Origin of the sequence: Streptosporangium sp. NPDC005286 (genome assembly GCF_040607515.1) — a bacterium.
Classification (GTDB): domain Bacteria; phylum Actinomycetota; class Actinomycetes; order Streptosporangiales; family Streptosporangiaceae; genus Streptosporangium.
In genome coordinates this window covers 32312-52539 of the sequence record NZ_JBEXGU010000030.1, presented here as the reverse complement: position 1 = coordinate 52539, position 20228 = coordinate 32312, and the positions used below count along the sequence as shown (strand labels likewise).

General features: G+C 69.5%; 21 protein-coding genes. 4 read left to right on the top strand and 17 right to left on the bottom strand.

The genetic code is table 11. The features are described from left to right. Nucleotides 1-2 precede the first annotated feature (2 nt). The 12 genes from ABZU75_RS14200 to ABZU75_RS14145 all read right to left on the bottom strand — a co-directional run bounded on the left by ABZU75_RS14200 (nucleotide 3) and on the right by ABZU75_RS14145 (nucleotide 9937). Nucleotides 3-818, bottom strand: a complete 816-nt coding sequence (locus ABZU75_RS14200; RefSeq protein ID WP_355553680.1) for an RNA methyltransferase — start codon at nucleotides 816-818, stop codon at nucleotides 3-5. A 72-nt stretch (nucleotides 819-890) separates the two neighbouring features. Further along, nucleotides 891-1274 carry a 50S ribosomal protein L20 gene (rplT, locus tag ABZU75_RS14195; RefSeq protein ID WP_012892552.1) on the bottom strand — a complete coding sequence of 128 codons (384 nt, stop codon included), beginning with the start codon at nucleotides 1272-1274 and terminating at the stop codon, nucleotides 891-893. Between the two features lie 24 nt (nucleotides 1275-1298). After that, a complete protein-coding gene (rpmI, locus tag ABZU75_RS14190; protein ID WP_030920046.1) occupies nucleotides 1299-1493 on the bottom strand; it encodes a 50S ribosomal protein L35 in 195 nt (64 codons plus the stop codon). A 130-nt stretch (nucleotides 1494-1623) separates the two neighbouring features. After that, the gene (infC, locus tag ABZU75_RS14185) at nucleotides 1624-2328 is read right to left on the bottom strand and encodes a translation initiation factor IF-3 (protein ID WP_355553676.1); all 705 of its coding nucleotides are present in this window, start codon (nucleotides 2326-2328) and stop codon (nucleotides 1624-1626) included. A gap of 260 nt (nucleotides 2329-2588) precedes the next feature. Continuing rightward, nucleotides 2589-3413, bottom strand: coding sequence for a shikimate dehydrogenase (locus ABZU75_RS14180; RefSeq protein WP_355553722.1), 825 nt, complete (start codon nucleotides 3411-3413; stop codon nucleotides 2589-2591). Next, complete coding sequence (gene mltG, locus ABZU75_RS14175; RefSeq protein ID WP_355553673.1) at nucleotides 3410-4585, bottom strand: endolytic transglycosylase MltG; 1176 nt, start codon at nucleotides 4583-4585, stop codon at nucleotides 3410-3412. Before mltG (ABZU75_RS14175) ends, ABZU75_RS14180 begins: the two co-directional genes overlap by 4 nt. Before the next feature lie 163 nt (nucleotides 4586-4748). Next, entirely contained in the window at nucleotides 4749-5789 is a 1041-nt protein-coding gene (gene mltG / locus ABZU75_RS14170) for an endolytic transglycosylase MltG (protein ID WP_355553669.1), read from the bottom strand. Further along, nucleotides 5786-6259 (bottom strand): Holliday junction resolvase RuvX, encoded by a 474-nt coding sequence (gene ruvX / locus ABZU75_RS14165; protein WP_355553719.1) that lies wholly within the window; start codon nucleotides 6257-6259, stop codon nucleotides 5786-5788. The genes mltG (ABZU75_RS14170) and ruvX overlap by 4 nt, the downstream gene beginning before the upstream one ends. A gap of 52 nt (nucleotides 6260-6311) precedes the next feature. Then, entirely contained in the window at nucleotides 6312-8984 is a 2673-nt protein-coding gene (gene alaS / locus ABZU75_RS14160; protein ID WP_355553666.1) for an alanine--tRNA ligase, read from the bottom strand. Nucleotide 8985: 1 nt separating this feature from the next. Next, complete coding sequence (locus ABZU75_RS14155; protein ID WP_350927308.1) at nucleotides 8986-9240, bottom strand: hypothetical protein; 255 nt, start codon at nucleotides 9238-9240, stop codon at nucleotides 8986-8988. Continuing rightward, complete coding sequence (locus ABZU75_RS14150) at nucleotides 9237-9629, bottom strand: DUF948 domain-containing protein (RefSeq protein ID WP_030920026.1); 393 nt, start codon at nucleotides 9627-9629, stop codon at nucleotides 9237-9239. Before ABZU75_RS14150 ends, ABZU75_RS14155 begins: the two co-directional genes overlap by 4 nt. Nucleotides 9630-9814: 185 nt before the next feature. Further along, complete coding sequence (locus ABZU75_RS14145) at nucleotides 9815-9937, bottom strand: hypothetical protein (protein ID WP_355553661.1); 123 nt, start codon at nucleotides 9935-9937, stop codon at nucleotides 9815-9817. 36 nt (nucleotides 9938-9973) lie between these two features. On the opposite strand from ABZU75_RS14145, the gene ABZU75_RS14140 reads away from it, so the two are divergent. After that, a complete protein-coding gene (locus ABZU75_RS14140) occupies nucleotides 9974-10567 on the top strand; it encodes a transposase (protein ID WP_355553659.1) in 594 nt (197 codons plus the stop codon). Nucleotides 10568-10852: 285 nt separating this feature from the next. On the opposite strand, the gene ABZU75_RS14135 is transcribed toward ABZU75_RS14140, so the two are convergent. Both ABZU75_RS14135 and ABZU75_RS14130 read right to left on the bottom strand, forming a co-directional pair. Beyond that, nucleotides 10853-12166 carry a replication-associated recombination protein A gene (locus ABZU75_RS14135; RefSeq protein WP_355553656.1) on the bottom strand — a complete coding sequence of 438 codons (1314 nt, stop codon included), beginning with the start codon at nucleotides 12164-12166 and terminating at the stop codon, nucleotides 10853-10855. Between the two features lie 31 nt (nucleotides 12167-12197). Further along, a complete protein-coding gene (locus ABZU75_RS14130; protein ID WP_350927296.1) occupies nucleotides 12198-12659 on the bottom strand; it encodes a hypothetical protein in 462 nt (153 codons plus the stop codon). Between the two features lie 201 nt (nucleotides 12660-12860). Between ABZU75_RS14130 and ABZU75_RS14125 the strand changes: the two genes are divergently transcribed. Next, nucleotides 12861-13748, top strand: coding sequence for a peptidylprolyl isomerase (locus ABZU75_RS14125; protein ID WP_355553652.1), 888 nt, complete (start codon nucleotides 12861-12863; stop codon nucleotides 13746-13748). Nucleotides 13749-14054: 306 nt separating this feature from the next. Here ABZU75_RS14125 and aspS read toward each other — a convergent pair whose 3' ends face one another. From aspS to ABZU75_RS14110, 3 genes are read right to left on the bottom strand one after another with little or no spacing between them, the layout of a single operon-like run. Then, complete coding sequence (gene aspS, locus ABZU75_RS14120; RefSeq protein WP_355553649.1) at nucleotides 14055-15791, bottom strand: aspartate--tRNA ligase; 1737 nt, start codon at nucleotides 15789-15791, stop codon at nucleotides 14055-14057. Next, nucleotides 15788-17053 carry a histidine--tRNA ligase gene (gene hisS / locus ABZU75_RS14115; RefSeq protein ID WP_355553646.1) on the bottom strand — a complete coding sequence of 422 codons (1266 nt, stop codon included), beginning with the start codon at nucleotides 17051-17053 and terminating at the stop codon, nucleotides 15788-15790. Before hisS ends, aspS begins: the two co-directional genes overlap by 4 nt. 3 nt (nucleotides 17054-17056) lie before the next feature. Next, entirely contained in the window at nucleotides 17057-17785 is a 729-nt protein-coding gene (locus ABZU75_RS14110; RefSeq protein WP_355553643.1) for an MBL fold metallo-hydrolase, read from the bottom strand. A gap of 147 nt (nucleotides 17786-17932) precedes the next feature. On the opposite strand from ABZU75_RS14110, the gene ABZU75_RS14105 reads away from it, so the two are divergent. Then, nucleotides 17933-18799, top strand: a complete 867-nt coding sequence (locus ABZU75_RS14105; RefSeq protein WP_355553640.1) for a peptidylprolyl isomerase — start codon at nucleotides 17933-17935, stop codon at nucleotides 18797-18799. Nucleotides 18800-18837: 38 nt separating this feature from the next. Then, complete coding sequence (locus ABZU75_RS14100) at nucleotides 18838-20088, top strand: DUF349 domain-containing protein (RefSeq protein ID WP_355553637.1); 1251 nt, start codon at nucleotides 18838-18840, stop codon at nucleotides 20086-20088. Nucleotides 20089-20228: the final 140 nt, after the last annotated feature.

Sequence of the window (20228 nt, the reverse complement as noted above, 5' to 3'; positions counted from 1 at the left end):
CGTCACCTGGCGCCGGGACCGGTGCGCTGAGACCGGGCAGATGCGTACAGACAGACCGCGGCGGCGGTCGCGAGGTTCAGGCTCTCGGCCCGCCCGTAGATCGGAACCCGGACGACGTCGTCGGCCAATCCCAAAATCTCCTCGGGAAGCCCCCAGGCCTCGTTGCCGAAGATCCAGGCCGTCGGGCCGGACAGGTCCATGTCGTCCAGGGTCTGCTTGCCCGCGCCGTCGGCGGCGAGCACCCGCAGCCCGGAACCCTTCAGGTGCTCCACGACCCGGGTCACATGGACACCCGTGGTGACCGGGAGATGGAACAGGCTGCCCGCGCTGGCCCGCACGCACTTGCCGTTGTAGGGATCGACCGAGGCGTCGGTGAAGACCACCGAGTCGGCCCCCGCGGCGTCGGCGGTGCGCAGCACCGTGCCCGCGTTGCCCGGGTCGCGAACGTGGGCGAGCACGGCCACCAGCCTGGCGTCGGAGGTGACGGAGTCGTTCAGGGGCACGTGCACGAAGCGGCACACGGCCAGCAGCCCCTGGGGGGTGACGGTCTGGGCCAGCTCGGCCATGACCTCGCCACTGGCCCGGAAGAGGGGCACCCCCGCGACGGTGGCGGCGGCGATGACGTCGGCGTGGCGCAGCTCGGCCTCGGCGGTGGCGAACAGCTCCACCACGACGCCGTCCAGCGCCAGCGCCTCACGGACCGCCTGTGGCCCCTCTGCCAGGAAGGAGCGGTCTCGGTCCCTGAAGGCCCGCTTGGTCAGCCTCCGCGCGGCCTTGACCCGCGGTGACTTGATATTGGTCAGCTCAGACCCGGCCATGCCCGTCCCCCAAGAATGCGAATGCGGCCCGCAGCGTCATCGCTGCGGACCGCATGGTCGTCAGTGTCTCGCTCAGCCGGCGACCGGCGCGTTCACGTCGGCCGGGAGCGCCTTCTTGGCGGCCTCGACCAGCGTCGCGAACGTGGCGGCGTCGTTGACCGCGAGGTCAGCGAGGATCTTGCGGTCGACCTCGATGGAGGCGAGCCGCAGGCCCTGGATGAGCCTGTTGTAGGTGATGCCGTTCTGGCGGGCAGCGGCGTTGATGCGCTGGATCCAGAGACGGCGGAAGGTGCCCTTGCGGTCCTTGCGGTCGCGGTAGGCGTACGTCATCGAGTGGAGCATCTGCTCCTTGGCCTTGCGGTACAGCCTGGAACGCTGACCCCGATAGCCCTTCGCCCGCTCGAGAACGACCTTGCGCTTCTTCTTGGCGTTGATCGCCCGCTTCACGCGTGCCATGTGTATCTATCTCCCCGGGGGCGGTTACTTAGCGAGCAGCTTCTTGATCTTCTTGGAGTCGGCGTCGGAGAGCACGACCTCGGGCTTGAGACGACGCGTCAAGGTGGACGGCTTGTGCTCGTTGTAGTGCGCACGGTTGGCGCGGCGGCGCACAAGCTTGCCGGAACCCGTGAGCCTGAACCGCTTCTTCGCACCGCTGTGCGTCTTCATCTTCGGCATCTCAGCCGTCTCTCCCTCGATCGTGCCGATGTCCCGGGCCGGTAACCCAAGTCAAGGGCATGCCTGACTACGAGACCGGACCCGGTCTCGACGTGATATCGCGACTACCTGACGATCCAGGCTATGCGAGTTACTCCTGCGGGGCCGCCACCGCTCCGTTGACGGACACCTCGTCGTTGACGTGCGTCTCGTCGCCGGCCGGCGACCTGTCCCCCGAGGGGTTCTCGTCATGCCGCGCCTTGGCCGCCGCCTTCTCGGCCTTGGCCTCAGCCTTCTTCTTGTGCGGGCCGATCACCATGATCATGTTTCGGCCGTCCTGCTTGGGCTGGGACTCGACGAAGCCGAGCTCCGTCACGTCCTCCGCCAGTCGCTGCAGGAGCCGGAAGCCCAGCTCGGGCCGGGACTGCTCCCGACCACGGAACATGATGGTGACCTTGACCTTGTCGCCGGCCTTGAGGAACCGCACCACGTGACCCTTCTTGGTCTCGTAGTCGTGCGGGTCGATCTTCGGCCGGAGCTTGATCTCCTTGATGATGGTGTACGCCTGGTTACGGCGCGCCTCGCGTGCCTTCATCGCGGACTCGTACTTGAACTTGCCGTAGTCCATGAGCTTGCACACTGGCGGGCGAGCCGTTGCCGCGACCTCGACCAGGTCGAGGTCGGCTTCTTGAGCCAGCTTCAAAGCATCGCCGATGGAGACGATGCCCACCTGTTCGCCGTTCGGGCCCACGAGGCGGACCTCGGGCACGCGAATGCGGTCATTGATGCGGGGCTCGGCGCTGATGGGGCCTCCTAGGTTGCGATCCGCGACCTTTCTTACGAAAGGTCGCAACATGCTCGATCGTGCCGGGAAGTCGCAGAACACGCACCCGGTAAAGGCGCGTCGAACGCAAGATGCCCCGCACGTCACGCATGCGGGGCCACATGAACTCGAAGGCTTTATGCCGTTAAGCTCGCCGGAAACCTACCCGGTGTGATCCTGACCTGTCAGCCTTGCGGCCGACGAGGTGGGAGGATGACCTCCGCTTGCGCGTCCAGCAGGAACGCCGGACCGATCGATTAGTTACTCTATCACAACGACACACTCACCCAGAATCATTCCGTTGGAGCGGCACGCCTGACGATCTCGCTCTTCCCCGCCTCGCGCATCGCCTCCACCGGCACGTCCGCGCGGCCGGTCATCATCTCGACCTGCCGGACCGCCTGGTGCAGGAGCATCGGGAAACCCCCGACGACAGTCCCGCCCCGCTCGGCCACCGCCGCCGCCGTCCGGGTGGGCCAGGGTGCGTAGACCACGTCGAAGAGCGCCGGCACGTCCGCCAGCGACTCGGTGAAGCCGTCGGCCGCGCCGGAGGGCAGGGTCGAGACGACCAGGTCGACCCCCAGCGCGGTGTCGAGCTTGTCGAAGGTCTGCACCGTCAGGCTCATGTCCAGCCGCTCGGCCGTCTCGACGGTCTCCGCCGCCCTGGACGGGTCACGGACCACGAGGGTCGCCTCGCCCAGACCCAGCTCGCGCAGGGCGGCCAGCGCGGAGGAGGCCGTCGCGCCCCCGCCGAGGACGGTCGCGGAGGCGGGCAGGGCCACGCCCGCCTCCGCGAGCGCCCGGACGATGCCGTACACGTCGGTGTTGTGCCCGTGCCGGGCGCCGTCGCGCAGGATCACCGTGTTGGCCCCACCCACCTGGAGTGCGAGCTCCGAGACGGTGTCGAGCAGCGGCAGCACGGCCCGCTTGAGCGGCATGGTGAGCGAGAGCCCCGCCCAGTCGGCGTCCAGCCCGTCGAGGAGGCCGGGGAGCCCGGCCTCGTCGCACTCGATCGCCTCGTACCGCCAGTCGTGCAGGCCCATGCCCTCGTAGGCGGCGCGGTGCAGGTACGGGGAGAGCGAGTGGGCGATCGGTGACCCCAGGACCGCCGCTCTCAGCATCCGTTCCCCTTGTTTCTCTCGTACTCGGCCTTGAGCGCGAGGAAGTCCGTCTCCGTCGAGGCGAACTTGGTGATCTGCCGCGCCGGGCAGGTGGTCACGAACCAGACCCAGTCCCCCTTGGTGGGGTTGAGCGCCGCCTGGATGGCGTCGTCTCCCGGGTTGGCGATCGGTCCGGGAGGCAGGCCCTCGAACCTGTAGGTGTTGTAGGGCGAGGAACTCTCAAGATCCTTGTGGGAGGACTCGATGCCGTACTTGTTCAGCCCGTACATCACCGTGCTGTCCATCTCCAGCTTGCGGCGGGGATTGCCGTCGAGCCGGTTGTAGATGACCCGGGCCACCTTGCCCATGTCCTCTTTGGTACCGGACTCGGCCTGGACGATGCTGGCGATCGTCATGATCTCGTGCGGGGTGTGCCCGAGTTCCTTGGCCTTACCCTGCAGGTCGTCCTTCTCCGCCGTCTGGGTGAAGCGGTCGACCAGCGCGACCAGGATGTCGGAGGGCGTCATCTTGGGCCTGATCTCGTAGGTGGCCGGGAAGGCGTAGCCCTCCAGCCTGCCCCTGGCGTAGGACGGCAGGCCGAGCTTCCGGCTGTTCTTGGCCGCCTGCTGGAACTCCCTGAGCGGCTTGCCGGTCTTCTCGGCGAGTTGCTTGAGGGTGTCGCTCAGGCGCAGCCCCTCCTTGAGGGTGACCCTCTCCAGCAGCCGCTTTTCCGGATCGAGAAGCTTGACGGCCTCCGCGGCCGCCATCTGCTTGCGCATGCTGTATTCGCCAGGCTGCAGGGAGGAGCTCTTGCCCGCCTGGGCGACGGCGTTGACGAAGGCTTTGACGCTCTTCACCACGCCCTGCTCCTCCAGGGTCTGGGCGACGTCGGAGGCGTTCTGGCCGTCCTTGATCTCCACGACGACCTCGCCGGACCCAGGTCCGGTGTAGTCGTCCGGGGTCATCACGTCGCGGACCCAGGTGTAGCCGTAGAAGCCGGCGGCACCGATGCCGCCGAACAGCACGATGACCGCGAGCATGGGGGCGAGGAAGCCGCCCCGGTTACGGCGGCGCTTCCTACGCCGGCCGCGCCGGCCACCGGAGTCGCGTCCTGAGGACGCGCGAGATCTTCGGCCCGGCCGACCTTCGTCGTCGGAGCCGACCAGGAAGTCCATATCGAGATCGTTCATAGAGACGCTGGCCAATCTCCCGCTAGGGACGGCCTGGCGTCAAGCGGGTGTGCCAAACCGAAGGAAAGCACCCGGCCAGACCTCCCGGTGTCCCGGGAGTGGTCGTCTGGTTCGCGGGTACGGGGCGCCGCATGCGGCGGAACGGGGGGTGTTCCGCCGGGCATCAACGCTTCCCGAGGTATCTGTTCAGCTCTTCCCGGTATCTCACAAACTCACTCTCTTTGTCAGTGAATTTCGTGATTCTATGCTCCGGATCTGTGGTTACGAACCAGAACCAATCACCTTGATCTGGCCGAAGTGCCGCGATCAACGCCTTCTCCCCGGGGTTCGCGATGGGTCCGGGGGGCAGGCCAGGTCTGCGATAGGTGTTGTACGGAGACCTCACCTCGGTGTCCTTCTCGGACACCTCCAGGGTCCTGCGCCTCTGCGCGTACAGCACCGTGGTGTCCAGTTGAAGTGGCGTTCCTGCCCTGATCCGGTTGTAGATCACTCTAGCGATCTTCGGATAGTCCGGGTCCCGCCCACCCTCCGCCTGGACGATGCTCGCCATCGTGACGGCCTCCAGGGGGGTCAACCGCTTCCTGGCGGCCCGCTCCTTGAGGTCGAGTTGCTCGGCGACCTGTTTGTAACGTTCCACCATCGCGACCAGCACGTCCTGAGCGGTCGTGCCGGGCTCGATCTCGTAGGTGGCGGGGAACAGGAAGCCCTCGGCGTTCCTGGCGTACCGTGGCAGGCCCAGCGCCCGCACGTCGTCCGCGGCTCTGGCCAGGTCGGCCCGGCGCATGCCGGTGCCCTCGGCGAGCCGGTCGAGCAGTTCGGGCAGGCGGAGCCCCTCGGGGACGGTGACCCTGAGCAGCATCCGCGACTCGGGCGTCACCAGCATGCCGAGTGCCGAGCGGGCGTCCATGCCCCTGCGGAGCCTGAAGTGGCCGGGGTGCAGGCTGCCCGTCCTGGCCTGCTCCTCCGCCGCCCTGACGAACGCCCTGGCACTTGCCACCACTCCGGCGTCGGCCAGCGCCAGCCCGATCGCACCGGCACTCGCCCCTTCGGAGATCTCGACGACGACCGTGCCGGACCCCGGCCCCTCGAAGTCGGCGGGCATGAGATAGGGGCGGACCACGACGAGTCCGGCCGCCGTCCCGGCGGCGGTGGCGAGCACCGTCGCCCCGGCCACCAACAGCCATATCGGCCGCGGCCGGCTCACCGAACGGTCCCGCCGCCCGGTGGCGCGACAGGGCTGCCGGGAGGCCTGCCGGTGGCGCGTTCGGCGTCCAGCGCCGCCTGGAGCAGCACGACGGCGGCAGCCTGGTCCACCACACCGCGCTGGTTCTTCGCCTTCACCCCGCTGGCCCGCAGTCCCTGCTGGGCGGTGACGGTGGTCAACCGCTCGTCGAACATCCGCACCGGGACGGGCGCCAGCCGAAGTGCGATCCGGTTCGCGAAGTCACGGGCGACGGCCGCCGCCTGCCCCTCGCGCCCGGAGAGCGAGGTCGGCAGGCCGACCACCACCTCGACGACCTCGTACTCGGCCGCGATCTCCGCGAGCCGGTCGAGGTCGCCCTTGCCACGCCGGACGGTCTCCACCGGCGTGGCCAGCAACCCCGAGGGATCGCTTCTGGCCACGCCGATACGGACCGAGCCGGCATCGACGCCCAGCCGAATGCCGTTTCTCATCATCTCTGTCTCCACCCTCGTACCGGCCACGGCTCGAGAGTGTCGTTCCCCATCAGGTGAGCGTCTGCGTGATCGCCTGCTCGACGGCCGCGAGCGCCTCGTCGATCGCCTCGGGGCGCACACCGCCTCCCTGAGCGACGTCATCCTTACCGCCACCGCCACCTCCGAGTGCCTTCGCGGCGACGCCGACCAGACGGCCGGCCTTCAGGCCGCGGTCGCGTCCCACCTCGTTGACCGCGGCCACGACGACCGGCCGGTCATTGGGGACACCGGCGACGACGACGACCGCAGCGCGGTCGCTCGGGAACCGGCCGCGCACGTCGAGTGCGAGTTTACGCAGATCATCAGGAGATGTTCCATCAGGCGCACGGTGCGTCACAACGGAGACTCCATGCAGATCACGGGCGTTTCCCGCCATCTCCCCCGCACCGGCGAGCGCCTGGGCCGAGCGCAACGTGGCCAGTTCCTTCTCCGCGGAGCGCAACCGGGCGACGATGCCCTCGACGCGTTCGGGGAGCTCTTCCCTGCGCGCCTTGAGCTGCTCCGACAACTGGGCGACGAGCACGCTCTCCTTGGCCAGGAAGCGGAACGCGTCGAGGCCGACCAGGGCCTCCACCCGGCGCACACCCGCACCGATCGAGGCCTCACCCAGCACCTTGACCAGGCCCAGCTGCCCGGAGCTGGCGACGTGGGTGCCACCGCAGAGCTCACGGGAGTACTCACCGACCTCGACGATGCGGACGGTGTCGCCGTATTTCTCACCGAACAGGGCCAGCGCGCCCATCGCGCGGGCCTCGGCCTGGGAGGTGTGGAAGGCGTTGACCCGCAGGTCGTTGATCAGGACCGCGTTGACCTCATCCTCGACGTCGCGCAACACGCTGGGCGACACGGCGCCCGCGGCGGTGAAGTCGAAGCGGAAGCGGCCCGGCGAGTTCTCGGAACCGGCCTGCGCCGCGGTCTCGCCCAGCGCGTTGCGGAAGCCCCGGTGCACCAGGTGGGTGGCGGTGTGGCTGCGGGAGATGGCCCGGCGCCGCTCGACGTCGATCTCGGCCTGGGCCGTCTCGCCCACCCGGATCTCCCCGGTACGGACCTTGCCCCGGTGCACGACGAGGCCGGCGACCGGGGACTGCACGTCCACGATCTCCACCTCGGCCCCGCCGGTGCGGATGAGGCCCTGGTCGGAGAGCTGGCCGCCGCCCTCGGCGTAGAACGGGGTGCGGCTCAGCACGACCTCGACCGCCGTACCCGCGCCCGCCGCGGCGACGGAGGCGCCGTCGACGAGGAGGCCGGCGACCTCGGCCTCGGCCGTCACGTGGTCGTAGCCGAGGAACTCGACCTTGCCGGCCTTCTCCAGGATCTGGCCGAAGACCGAGATGTCGGCGTTGCCGGTCTTCTTGGAGGCGGCGTCGGCCTTGGCCCGGTCGCGCTGCTCCTTCATCAGCCGGCGGAAGCCCTCCTCGTCGACCTGCAGCCCCTGCTCGGAGGCCATCTCCAGGGTCAGGTCGATCGGGAACCCGTAGGTGTCGTGGAGCTGGAAGGCCTGGTCGGCCGCGAGCGTGCCCCGCCCCTTGCGCTTGGTCTCCTCGGCCGCCACGTCGAAGATCGCGGTGCCGGTGCGGAGGGTACCGAGGAAGGACCCCTCCTCCGCGTCGATGACGCCGTGGATCTGCGGGGCGTCGGCCCTGAGCTCCGCGTACTGCTGGCCCATGACATCGACGGTCACCGCGGTGAGCTCGTGCATGTAGCGCTCCTCGCCCGCGCCGAGCAGGCGCAGGTTACGGATGGCACGGCGCAGGATGCGGCGGAGCACGTATCCCCGGCCCTCGTTGGAGGGCAGCACCCCGTCGGCCACGAGCATCACGCCGGTCCTGACGTGGTCGGCGACGACCCGCAGCGAGACGTCGGCGCGCTCGTCGCGGCCGTAACGCGTCTTGGTGAGCTCCGCGGCCCGGTCAAGGATCTTGTACGTGGTGTCGATCTCGTAGATGTTGTCGACGCCCTGCAGGATCGCCGCCATGCGCTCCAGGCCCATGCCCGTGTCGACGCTCTTGGCCGGCAGTTCGCCGACGATGTCGAAGTCCACCTTGCTGCGGACCGCACCGAGCTGGAACTGCATGAAGACGTTGTTCCACACCTCGAGGTAGCGGTTCTCGTCGACGATCGGGCCGCCCTCGCGCCCGTACTCGGCACCGCGGTCGTAGTAGATCTCGCTGCACGGCCCGCCGGGACCCGGCACGCCCATGTGCCAGTAGTTGTCCGCCAGGTCACGGCGCTGGATGCGCTCCAGCGGCACTCCGGCCTTCCTGTGCCAGATGTCGGCGGCCTCGTCGTCGTCGAGGTAGACGGTGACCCAGAGGCGGTCCTCGGGGAAGCCGAACCCGCCCTCGGACTCGGGCTTGGTCAGCAGCTCCCAGGCGAACGGGATCGCCTGCTCCTTGAAGTAGTCGCCGAAGGAGAAGTTTCCGAGCATCTGGAAGAAGCTGGCGTGCCTGGTCGTCTTGCCGACCTCGTCGATGTCGAGGGTCCTGACGACCTTCTGCGCGCTGGTGGCCCGCTTGTAGGGCGGCTTCTGCTGGCCCAGGAAGTAGGGCTTGAAGGGCACCATGCCCGCGTTGACCAGAAGCAGCGTCGGGTCCTCGGCGATGAGGCTGGCCGAGGGCACAACGGTGTGCCCACGCTCCTCGAAGAAGCGCAGGAAGCGGCGGGCGATCTCTGCCGACTCCATGTCAGCGGCCATCCTTTACGTTGGAGTGATAGGGGTTTTCCACAGTGTCGAGCCCGAACCTGGATCGCAACTCGGTTTCCCGCTCGGCCGCCCCCCGCAGGGCGTCCTCCGCGAGATCCCGCGCCTGCTCCAGGACCCCGCCCGCGTTCCGAACGGCCCGGCGGGCCAGGTGGTTCGGGTGCAGTGCCTGAAGCTTACGCATGACCCACAGCGCGCCGAACGCGCCCAGGCCCATGTAGAACAGCCTGCGGATCATCTCCGCCGCCTTTCCAGCGCCTGCGCGGCGGGCCTGGCGCGCCTGCGGGCACCCACGGCCCGGCGGACACCGTGGGTGAGGGCCGCGACCTTGATCAGCGGCCCGGTGACCAGGTTCTGGGTGACGTCGCTGACCTTGGCCACGTGCCCGCTGACCTGCTTGACGTCCCTGGTGATCGCCTCGATGGCGACCAGCTGACGGTTGGTCTCGCCGACGGCGGCCGACACGTCCTCCAGCAGCGGCACGACGCGGTCGCCCAGCTGGGAGACCATCTTGGTGGTCTCGGTGAGCAGGCGGGCCAGCCTGACCATGACGACGGCCATGAAACAGACCAGGATCGCCCAGGCCATCGCGACGATCAGCCCCGCGACCTCTCCTGCGGTAAGCATGTGCGGACCCGTCCCCTCATAGGTGACCCCGGCCATGGTCGGGTGGATTGGCAAAACCCTATCGTGCCCGATATCACTCATCCTCACTTACCGCGCGCGACCGGACCACGCCTTCGGGGCCGGTCGGGCCTTTCGGGGAAGGCCCGCCGCCGAAGGACCCGGGTGCTCTTCGGACCGCACGGAGTTCACGGTGCCTCCGCGCCCACGCCCGGCCCGCCCTCCGTGCCGTACGGGGAGCGCACGGTCCGCGGGCCGTACCCGAAGGCGTCCACGCACAGCTGCGCGAACCGGTCGGCCCCGGGGAGCATGAGGGCCCAGCCGGCCAGCGCCCAGCCGAGGTGGATATGGGGGAGGAGCCGAGGGAGTGGCTGGGGGTTGATCTGGGCATCGTCAACCTCGCCACCGACTCCACGGGTGAGTCCTACAGCGGCAAGGGGGTACGGGCGGTGCGGCGGCGTAACGCCCGCCTACGGGCCCGCCTCCAGGCCAAGGGCACGAAATCCGCCAAGCGGCTGCTGAAGAGGCGCCGCCGTAAGGAGCCGCGGTTCGCCCGCGACGTCAACCACGTCATCTCCAAACAACTGGTCGGCAAGGCCAAAGACACCCGCGCCGGGATCGCCCCGGAAGACATTCAAGGCATTCGGGACCGGGTCACGGTTCGTAAGGCTCAGCGTGCCGACCTGAACTCCTGGGGTTTTCATCAACTGCGCACGTTCGTGACGTACAAGGCCGCCCTGGCCGGGGTGGTCGTACGGCTGGTGGACCCGCGCAACACCTCCCGCACCTGCCCAGGCTGCGGTCACCTCGACAAACGGAACCGTCCTACCCGGGATGGGTTCCGGTGTGTTTCGTGCGGGCTCGCTGGCCCGGCGGACTACTTCGCGGCGATCAACATCGGTCGCCGGGCAGTGCGTCACGCTGCCGACGACGCGGCCTGAACCGTCGAATCCATCGACGGCAAGGAGCTGCAAGCTCGGCCCCCTCGGGGCCGAGAAGCTGACCCATCTCGACGCCGACCGCTCGCGCACCGAGGCCTGTTCAACCTGGCCGGACGGGTCGCCCCACGCGCCAGGCTGCTGACCATGCGCTTCCCGCGCCGGCGCGCCCCGCTCGCGGAGCGGGGCCGCCCGGCCGGGTGAGCCCTCGAGCCGGAGCCGGGCAGGGGGAGCGGGACGACCTGCGAGATCGTACGTGGCGGGGAGCCGGGCGAGCGGTACGGCAGGTCACTCTCCGCGCAGGAAGGTGCGGATCCTGGACCAGCGGTCGGCGAAGCCCGCCTCGGCGCCGTGCCGGGTGGGCCGGTAGTAGCGCCGGTCCCTGAGCTCCTCGGGCGCGTACTCCTGACAGACCAGGCCGTGCTCGAAGTCGTGGGGGTACTTGTAGCCCTTGCCGTGGCCGAGCTTCTTGGCTCCCGGGTAGTGGGCGTCACGCAGATGGTCGGGGACATGGCCGATGTTGCCGCGCCGCACGTCCTCGGAGGCCGCGCCGATGGCATTGATCACCGCGTTGGACTTGGGGGCCAGCGCGCAGTGGATGACCGCCTGGGCCAGGTTGAGCCGCCCCTCCGGCAGGCCGATGAACTCCACCGCCTGGGCCGCGGCCACCGCGACCTGCAGGCAGGTGGGATCGGCCATGCCGACGTCCTCGGAGGCGAAGATGACGATCCTGCGGGCGATGAACCGGGGGTCCTCGCCCGCCTCGACCATCCGGGCGAGGTAGTGCAGCGCGGCGTCGGCGTCGGAGCCCCGCATGCTCTTGATGAAACCGCTGATCACGTCGTAGTGCTGGTCGCCTTGACGGTCGTAGCGCACAGCCGCCTTGTCCACCGCCCGCTCCACCACCTCGACGGTGACCTCGCCGTCGGCGGAGATCAGCGCGGCGGCCTCCAGGTAGGTGAGCGACCTGCGGGCGTCGCCGCCGGCCAGCCGCACCAGATGCTCGGCGGCCTCGGGCGCCAGGCGCACCCTTCCCTCCAGGCCACGCGGGTCGGCGACGGCGCGCTCCAGCACCACCCGGATGTCGTCTTCCGACAGCGACTCCAGGGTCAGCAGCAGCGAGCGCGACAGCAGGGGCGAGATGACGGAGAAGAAGGGGTTCTCCGTGGTGGCGCCGATGAAGGTGACCCAGCGGTTCTCCACGGCGGGCAGCAGGGCGTCCTGCTGCGCCTTGTTGAAACGGTGCACCTCGTCGACGAACAGGACGGTCTGGCGACCGGACATGCCCAGCTCTCGCCGGGCCTGCTCGATGGCCGCGCGGACCTCCTTGACACCCGCCGACACCGCGGAGACCTCCACGAAGCGGCGTTTGGTGACGCCCGCCACCACGTAGGCGAGGGTGGTCTTGCCGGTGCCCGGCGGGCCCCAGAGGAAGAGCGACATCGGCGCCTCGGCCTCGACGAGGCGGCGCAGCGGCGTACCGGAGCCCAGCAGGTGCCGCTGGCCGATCACCTCGTCCAGGCTCCTGGGGCGCATCCGCACCGCCAGGGGCTCCTGGCCGCGATGGGCCTCCTCCGCCGCCGAATCGAACAGGCTGTCCACTCCTGAGACAGTACCGCTGCCCGGCTACGCCTCAGTTCGCCCAGACGGTGACGGCCCCGCTGTGCCCGGCCCGCACCACGTAGTAGAGCGCGACGGCAGCCAGGACCACGGTCAGCGCCGAGACGGCCAGCCCCGCCCGACGGCCGAACCGGTCACCGCGCGAGACGTGGACGAGAGCCAGCGACATCACCCCGAGGGCGAGGGTGACGAGCAGCAGGGGGATGCTGAAGCTCGCGTGCTCGGCTATGCGTTCACCGACCTGCCCGCCAGCGGAGGCGAAACGGCCCTCCTCCAGCGACTCCCCGCTCTCCCGTGCCACGAAGACGCTCACCGGCACTATCGGGGCGAGCCCGACCACCGCCCAGGTGAGCACGGGCCGGGTGCGGGGCAGCAGCGCGTACACGGCGGCGAGCACCGCCAGGAGCGGGGTCAGGACCACGGCGGCGTGGACGACCAGGGGGTGGAGGGGCAGGCCGAGGATCTCGTCGAACATGGAGCGCTCCGGTGGTGCGTGGCTCGTCATCAGCAAGTACGGATCCCACCATGAACGGGTTATGGAGAGTGTGAAGAGATCCCGGTCTTTCCCCTCTGTCCCCATCCGGCGAATTCCGCCACTTACGTGCAGCACACCTTAGGGCCGGTACGCTTTCCGCCAGTCCGTAGTCATGTAACAGTAATCCTGGAGGACATAGCGGTGAGCGCCGAGGACCGCCAGAGCCAGTTGGCTCGGGAGCACAAGGAGCGGCAGGCGAAACGTGCTGGGCAGAAGAGCACGTCGAAGCGGAACGCCGTCATCGGAGCGGTCATCGCGGTGGTCGTCGTCGCGGGAGGCCTGTTCGCCGGGGTGAGGCTCCTCGGTGGTGACGGCAAGGAGGTCCAGGCCGCCGCGACGCCCGATGCGAGCAGCACACCGTCCGAGGACGCCGTCGCGACGCCCGAGCCGAGCATCACGGCCCCCCCGGCCCCCGTGACCTGTTCCTACCGCAAGGACACCAGCGGCAGCCCGATGAAGAACGTGGGCAGGCCGCCGGCCAAGCCCAACCTGAAGTTGAAGACCATGACGATCACCACCAACCACGGTGACATCGTGATCGACCTGGCGACCGCGCAGGCCCCCTGCACGGTCAACTCCTTCGCCTTCCTGGCCAGGAAGCACTTCTTCGACAACACCAAGTGCCACCGCCTGGCCACCCCGGAGAACTCCGGCCTGGGCCTGCTGCAGTGCGGTGACCCGCAGGCCAAGGCCGACGGCAAGAACCCCACCGACGGTCAGGGCAGCTCGGGCTACGTCTACGACAGCGAGAACCTCGGCGGGATCCCGTACACCAGGGGCACGATCGCGGTGGCCCAGGCGATCGACGCCGTCAACCAGAACGGCAGCCAGTTCTGGATCTCGCTGGCCGACGAGACCGACCAGGTGGAGAAGGCCTACACCCCCTTCGGCGTCGTCTCCCAGGGCCTGGAGATCCTCGAAAAGATCTACAAGGGCGGCTGGATCACCAACCCCGACGACATCACCGGCGACGGCGGCTCCAACGCTCCCAAGATCCCGGTGATCATCAAGACCGTACGGCTCTCCTAGCCGGATCCGCGGCGGCCCGCCGCCCGCGAGGCGCCCCGGTGGTCATCCGACCGCCGGGGCGTCTCGCGGTATCACCCCCGTACGACTCGGGGCGAGGCCGCCCGCCCGGGAGCCGGGACGCCGGAGCGGCCGGGTAAGGGACGTGGGGCCGGTGCCGTCCGGGGAAGCCCGGCACCCTCCGCCCGGCCGCGCAGGATGCCCGACAGGCCCGCGGAGAGCACCACCGGGGCCACCTGCCCCAGACACACCGAGGGCCCCCGGAACGTCGTCCGGGGGCCCTCGGTCACTCCTGGTGCGGACCTCGGATCAGGCGTCGGCCTTGGGCCTGCTGTCGACGCCGGCCTCCTTGCGCTGCTCCGCCGTGATCGGGGTGGGCGCGCCGGTCAGCGGGTCGAAGCCCGAGGCCGTCTTCGGGAAGGCGATGACGTCGCGGATGGAGTCACCTCTCGCCAGGAGCATGCAGATCCGGTCCCAGCCGTAGGCGATGCCGCCGTGCGGCGGCGGGCCGTACTTGAACGCCTCCAGCAGGAAGCCGAACTTGTTCTCCGCCTCCTCCTTGGAGATGCCGAGCACGTCGAAGACGCGCTGCTGCATCTCGGCACGGTGGATCCGGATCGAGCCGCCACCGATCTCCATACCGTTGCAGACCATGTCGTAGGCGTAGGCCAGGGCCTCGCCGGGGTGGTCCTGGAAGTTGTCCGCCCACTCGGGCTTGGGACCGGTGAAGGGGTGGTGCACCGCGGTCCAGCCGCCCTCGCCGTCCTCCTCGAACATGGGGGCGTCGACGATCCACAGGAAGTTCCACACCGACTCGTCGATCAGGTCGCAGCGACGGCCGATCTCCAGCCGGGCCGCGCCGAGCAGGTCACGGGAGGCGGAGGCCGCACCGGCCGCGAAGAAGATCGCGTCACCGGGCTCGGCACCCACCTTGGCGGCCAGGCCGGCCGCCTCGGTCTCCGACAGGTTCTTGGCGACGGGCCCGCCGAGCGTGCCGTCCTCCCCGACGAGCACGTAGGCCAGGCCCTTGGCGCCGCGCGACCTGGCCCACTCCTGCCAGCCGTCCAGCTCCTTGCGGGTCTGCGAGCCACCGCCCGGCATGACCACCGCGCCCACGTACGGCGCCTGGAACACGCGGAAGGTGGTGTCGGCGAAGAACTCCGTCATCTCGACGAGCTCCTGGCCGAAGCGCAGGTCGGGCTTGTCGGAGCCGTAGCGGGCCATGGCGTCGCGGTAGGTCATCCGGGGCAGCGGCACCGGCAGGTCGTAGCCGACCGTCTCCTTCCAGATGCGCCCGATCAGCACCTCGCCCAGGGCGATGACGTCGTCCTGGTCCACGAAGGACATCTCGACGTCGATCTGGGTGAACTCCGGCTGCCGGTCGGCGCGCAGGTCCTCGTCGCGGTAGCACTTGGCGAGCTGGTAGTAGCGCTCAAGCCCGGCGACCTGGAGAAGCTGCTTGAACAGCTGGGGCGACTGGGGCAGGGCGTACCAGTTGCCCGGCTGGAGCCGGACCGGGACGAGGAAGTCGCGGGCGCCCTCGGGGGTCGAACGGGTCAGCGTCGGGGTCTCGACGTAGACGAACCCGTGCTCGTTCATCACCTCGTGGGCGAGGTAGGTGGCCTTGGAACGGGTGCGCATGGCGTGCGCGACCTGATGGCGGCGGATGTCGAGGTAGCGGTACTTGAGCCTGGCCTCCTCTGAAATGCCGGCCGCGCCTTCAATGGGGAACGGCAGCGGGGCGGACTCGCTGAGCACCTCGACCTCGGAGGCGACGACCTCGATCGCACCGGTCGGCAGGTCGGGGTTCTCGTTGCCCTCGGGGCGGACCCGCACCTGCCCGACGACCTTGACGCAGTATTCGGCGCGCAGGCCGTGGGCGTCGTCCTCCTCGCGGAAGACCACCTGGGCGGAGCCGGAGGCGTCACGCAGGTCGATGAAGACCACGCCGCCGTGGTCGCGGCGTCGCCCCACCCATCCGGCGAGCGTCACCTGCTGCCCGGCGTGCTCCTCGCGCAGTGATCCCGCTTCGTGCGTGCGGATCATTTGTCCAGTCTCTCCTTCAACGTCGTGACGATCTCAGCGAGTGGTACGGCGGTCTGCTCTCCGCTGACCAGGTCCTTGACCTGCGCGGTCCCCGCGGCGATATCACGCTCGCCGAGGATCACCGCGTGGCTCGCCCCCGAGCGGTCGGCGCCCTTCATGGCGCCCTTGACACCCTTGCCGCCGAACGACATGTCGGCGGCCAGGCCCGCCCGGCGCAACTCGGTGACAAGAAGGAACATCCGGCGGCGCGCCTCCTCACCCAGCGGCACACCGTACACCTGTACGCGCGCCTGTTCGCCGTCGCCCGCGAACAGGCCCTCGGCCTCCATGGCCAGGACCGTACGGTCGACGCCGAGCGCCCAGCCGACGCTGGGCAGGGCGGGACCGCCGAGCATCTCGCTCAGCCCGTCGTAGCGGCCCCCGCCGCCGACCGCGGACTGGGAGCCGAGCCCGTCGTGGACGAACTCGAACGTGGTCCGCGTGTAGTAGTCGAGGCCGCGGACCAGCCGGGGGTCGTCGGTGTAGGCCACGCCGGAGGCGGTCAGCAGCGAGCGGACCTCCTCGTGATAGGCCTTGCACGCCCCGCACAGGTGGTCGACGACCAGCGGCGCGCCGGCCAGCCGCTCCTGCACCTCGGGGCGCTTGTCGTCGAGCACGCGCAGCGGGTTGATCTCGATCCGCTGCCGGGTGGGCTCGTCGAGGTCGAGGCCGCGCAGGAAGTCCTGGAGCGCGGCCCGGTAGACGGGGCGGCACTCCCTGTCACCCAGCGTGTTGATCAGCAGCCGGACCCCGGTGAGCCCCAGCGCGGCGTAGCCGTCGACGGCCAGCAGGATCAGCTCGGCGTCGAGCGCCGGGTCCTCGGAGCCCAGCGCCTCGGCGCCGACCTGCCAGAAGTGGCGGTAGCGGCCCTTCTGCGCCCGCTCGTAGCGGAACTGGCTGCCCGAGTACCAGAGCTTCACCGGAAGCTGCCCGTTGTGCAGGCCGTGCTGGAGGACCGCGCGCACCACCGAGGCGGTGCCCTCCGGGCGCAGCGTGATGGAGCGCCCGCCCTTGTCCTCGAAGGTGTACATCTCCTTGGAGACGATGTCCGTCGACTCACCGACGCCGCGCACGAACAGCGCGGTGTCCTCGAAGACCGGCGTCTCGATGTAGCCGTAACCCGCCCGGCGGGCGGGGGCGGTCAGCGCCTCGCGTACGGCGAGCGCCCGCTCCGAGCGCGGTGGGAGCCAGTCGAAGGTGCCCTTGGGCGCCTGCAAAGTCATTGTTTAAAGTCCCCTGCCGGGGCCGCGGTCGTGCCCGAGACCCGCGGGGCCTGCGCCCGCGGCCTGCTCCGCCTCCGCGAGATACGGATTGGTGGCACGCTCTTGGCCGATCGTGGTCTGTGGTCCGTGGCCGGGCAGCACCACCGTGTCCGCCGGCAGCGGCAGGCACTTGGCCGCCAGGCTGCGCAGGATGGTCGGGTAGTCGCCGCCTGGAAGATCTGTGCGGCCGATGGAGCCGGCGAAGAGCAGGTCGCCCGAGAACAGCACGTCGGGGATCTCCTCGGTGCTGGGCAACCTGAAGGTCACCGACCCCCTGGTATGGCCGGGGGTGTGGTCGACGGTGAGCTCCAGGCCCGCCAGCCGCAGCACCTCGCCGTCCGCGAGCTCGCGCACGTCGTCCGGCTCGGTGAAGGTCAGTCCCCCGAACAGTTGCTGTTTCGCGGACAGCGACATCCCCTTGCCGGGATCGGACAGCAGCGCGCGGTCTTCGGGATGGATCCACGCGGGAACGTCACGCGCGCCGCAGACCGGGACGACCGACCACATGTGGTCGAGGTGCCCGTGGGTGACCAGCACCGCGACCGGTTTGAGCCTGTGCTCGCGCAGCAGGTCATCGAGGTCGCCGACGGCGTTCTGGCCGGGATCGACGACCACGCACTCCTCGCCCGCGGCGGGAGCGACGACGTAACAGTTGGTCTGGAAGGACCCTGCGGGAAAGCCGGCGATGAGCATCTGCCTCAGCTGATCTCGTCAAGAATGCGGATGGGAATGTAACCGAAGGGTACCGGTGCGGGTCGGCGGGCTGCGAACCATTACCCATTGGCCGATACGATTCGCCCACCTCATTAAGTACGACTCGGCACTCGGGAGGGCGAAGCGGTGAGCGGCAGGGAGCGCCAGAAGCAGTTGGCGCGCGAGCACTACGAGCGGCAGACGAAGCGGCGCATCGAACGTGAGGCCAAGGTCGCCAGGGCCAAGCGCATCGCACTCATCGGCACCAGTGTGGTCGGTGTGCTGGCCGTGGCGGGCGTGATCGTCGCGACCAACGTGTTCGGGGGTTCCGACACGACGGCGACCGCCGATCCGGCACCCTCGGGGAACCCCTCTGAGACGGCCTCCGCGGACGCCGGCGCGCAGCCGACGGCCTTCGACGCGGCCGGCGGCACCTGCGGCTACGTCGCCTCGGAAGGCGGCACGACCAAGGACGTGGGCCTGCCTCCGGCGAAGGTCGACAAGACTCCCACGACGATGACCCTGAAGACCAATCAGGGCGACATCGTCATCGAGGTGTCGGCCGACAAGACGCCGTGCACCGTCAACTCCTTCGCCTTCCTGGCGCAGAAGAAGTACTTTGACGGCTCCAAGTGTCACCGGCTGGGCTCCGACCAGTTCCCGATGCTGCAGTGCGGCGACCCGCTGGCCAAGGCCGACGGCAAGAACCCCACCGACGGTCAGGGCGGCCCGGGCTACCGCTTCGTCAACGAGAACCTGGAGGGCGCCAAGTACACGCGCGGCGTCGTGGCCATGGCCAACAGCGGTCCCGACACCAACGGCAGCCAGTTCTTCCTCGTGTACGGCGACGCCCCACTGACGCCGGACTACACACCCTTCGGTACGGTCACCAAGGGCCTGGAGATCCTCGACAAGGTGAACAAGGCGGGCGTCATCACTCCGGGACCTGACGGCACCGGGGCACCGAAGGAAACCCTCGAAATCAAAGACGTGACAATGTCCAGCAAGAGCTGACGTAATACATACAAGGGGCGGTAAGTCCCGAAAGGCTGATGAAAGTGCGGGAGGACACGGTGAGCACCGACCCGTGGGGCCGGGTAGACGACGACGGCACCGTCTACGTACGTACGGCTGAGGGAGAACGGGCCGTCGGGTCCTGGCAGGCCGGCGAACCGGAAGAGGCACTCGCCTACTTCCATCGCAAGTTCGACGAGCTGGCCGGGCAGGTCACCCTGCTCGAACAGCGGGTCCGCGGCACCGATCTGCCGCCCGCCCAGGCGGAGGCGACCATCGTCAAGCTCCGTGAGGCGATCACCGACGCGCACGCGGTCGGTGACCTCGACGCGCTGCTGAACCGCCTCAACACCCTCACGGAGCTGGTCGCCCAGCGCCGGGAGGAGGTCAAGGCCGCTCGCGACGTGGCCAGGGCCGAGGCCAAGGGCGTCAAGGAGCGGATCGTCGCCGAGGCCGAGCGCATCGCCGACGACACCACCCACTGGAAGACCGGTGGCGAGCGGCTGCGCCAGCTGATCGAGGAGTGGAAGGCCGCCGAGCGCATCGACCGGGTGACCGAGGCGGCGCTGTGGAAGCGCCTGTCGGCGGCCCGCACGGCCTTCGCCAAGCGGCGCAAGGCCTATTTCGCGGGGCTGGACGAGCAGCGCGAGGGCGTGCGCTCCACCAAGGAGCGCATCGTGGCCGAGGCCGAGGCGCTGGCCTCGTCCACCGACTGGGGTTCCACCGCGTCGGCCTACCGCGAGCTGATGCAGGAGTGGAAGTCCGCAGGCCGGGCCTCCCGGGAGGTCGAGGACGAGCTCTGGGGCCGTTTCAAGGGCGCCCAGGACCAGTTCTTCCAGGCGCGTTCGGCCGTCTTCGCCGAGCGCGACGCCTCGCTGGCGGCCAACGCCGAGGTCAAGGAGCAACTCCTGACCGAGGCCGAGAAGATCCTCCCGGTCACCGACGCCCGTGCGGCCAGGAGCGCCCTGCGCGGCATCCTGGAGCGCTGGGAGGCCGCGGGCCCGGTCCCGCGCGAGCAGCGCGACCGGCTGGAGGGTGGCCTGCGCAAGATCGACGACGCGGTCCGCAAGGCCGAGGAGGCGGAGTGGAAGCGCTCCAACCCCGAGGCACGCGCCCGCGCCCAGAACACGGTCGACCAGCTGCGCAAGTCGATCGCGCAGTTGGAGGGCCGCCTGGCCAAGGCCAGGGACGCGGGCAGGGACAAGGACGTCAAGGACACCGAGGAGGCCCTGGCCGCCCGCCGTTCCTGGCTGGAGGAGGCCGAGCGCACGCTCGCCGAGTTCTCCTGACCCCTTTCGCGAGCGGCTGACGCGATCTGAAGGACCGACAGGGCCGCGGAGGGCTCCCGACCGGGGAGCGTCCTCCGCGGCCCTGACGTTCGCGACGGGGCGTCGGCGCCTCCCCTGCTCGGAGAATCCGAGGGCGCCCG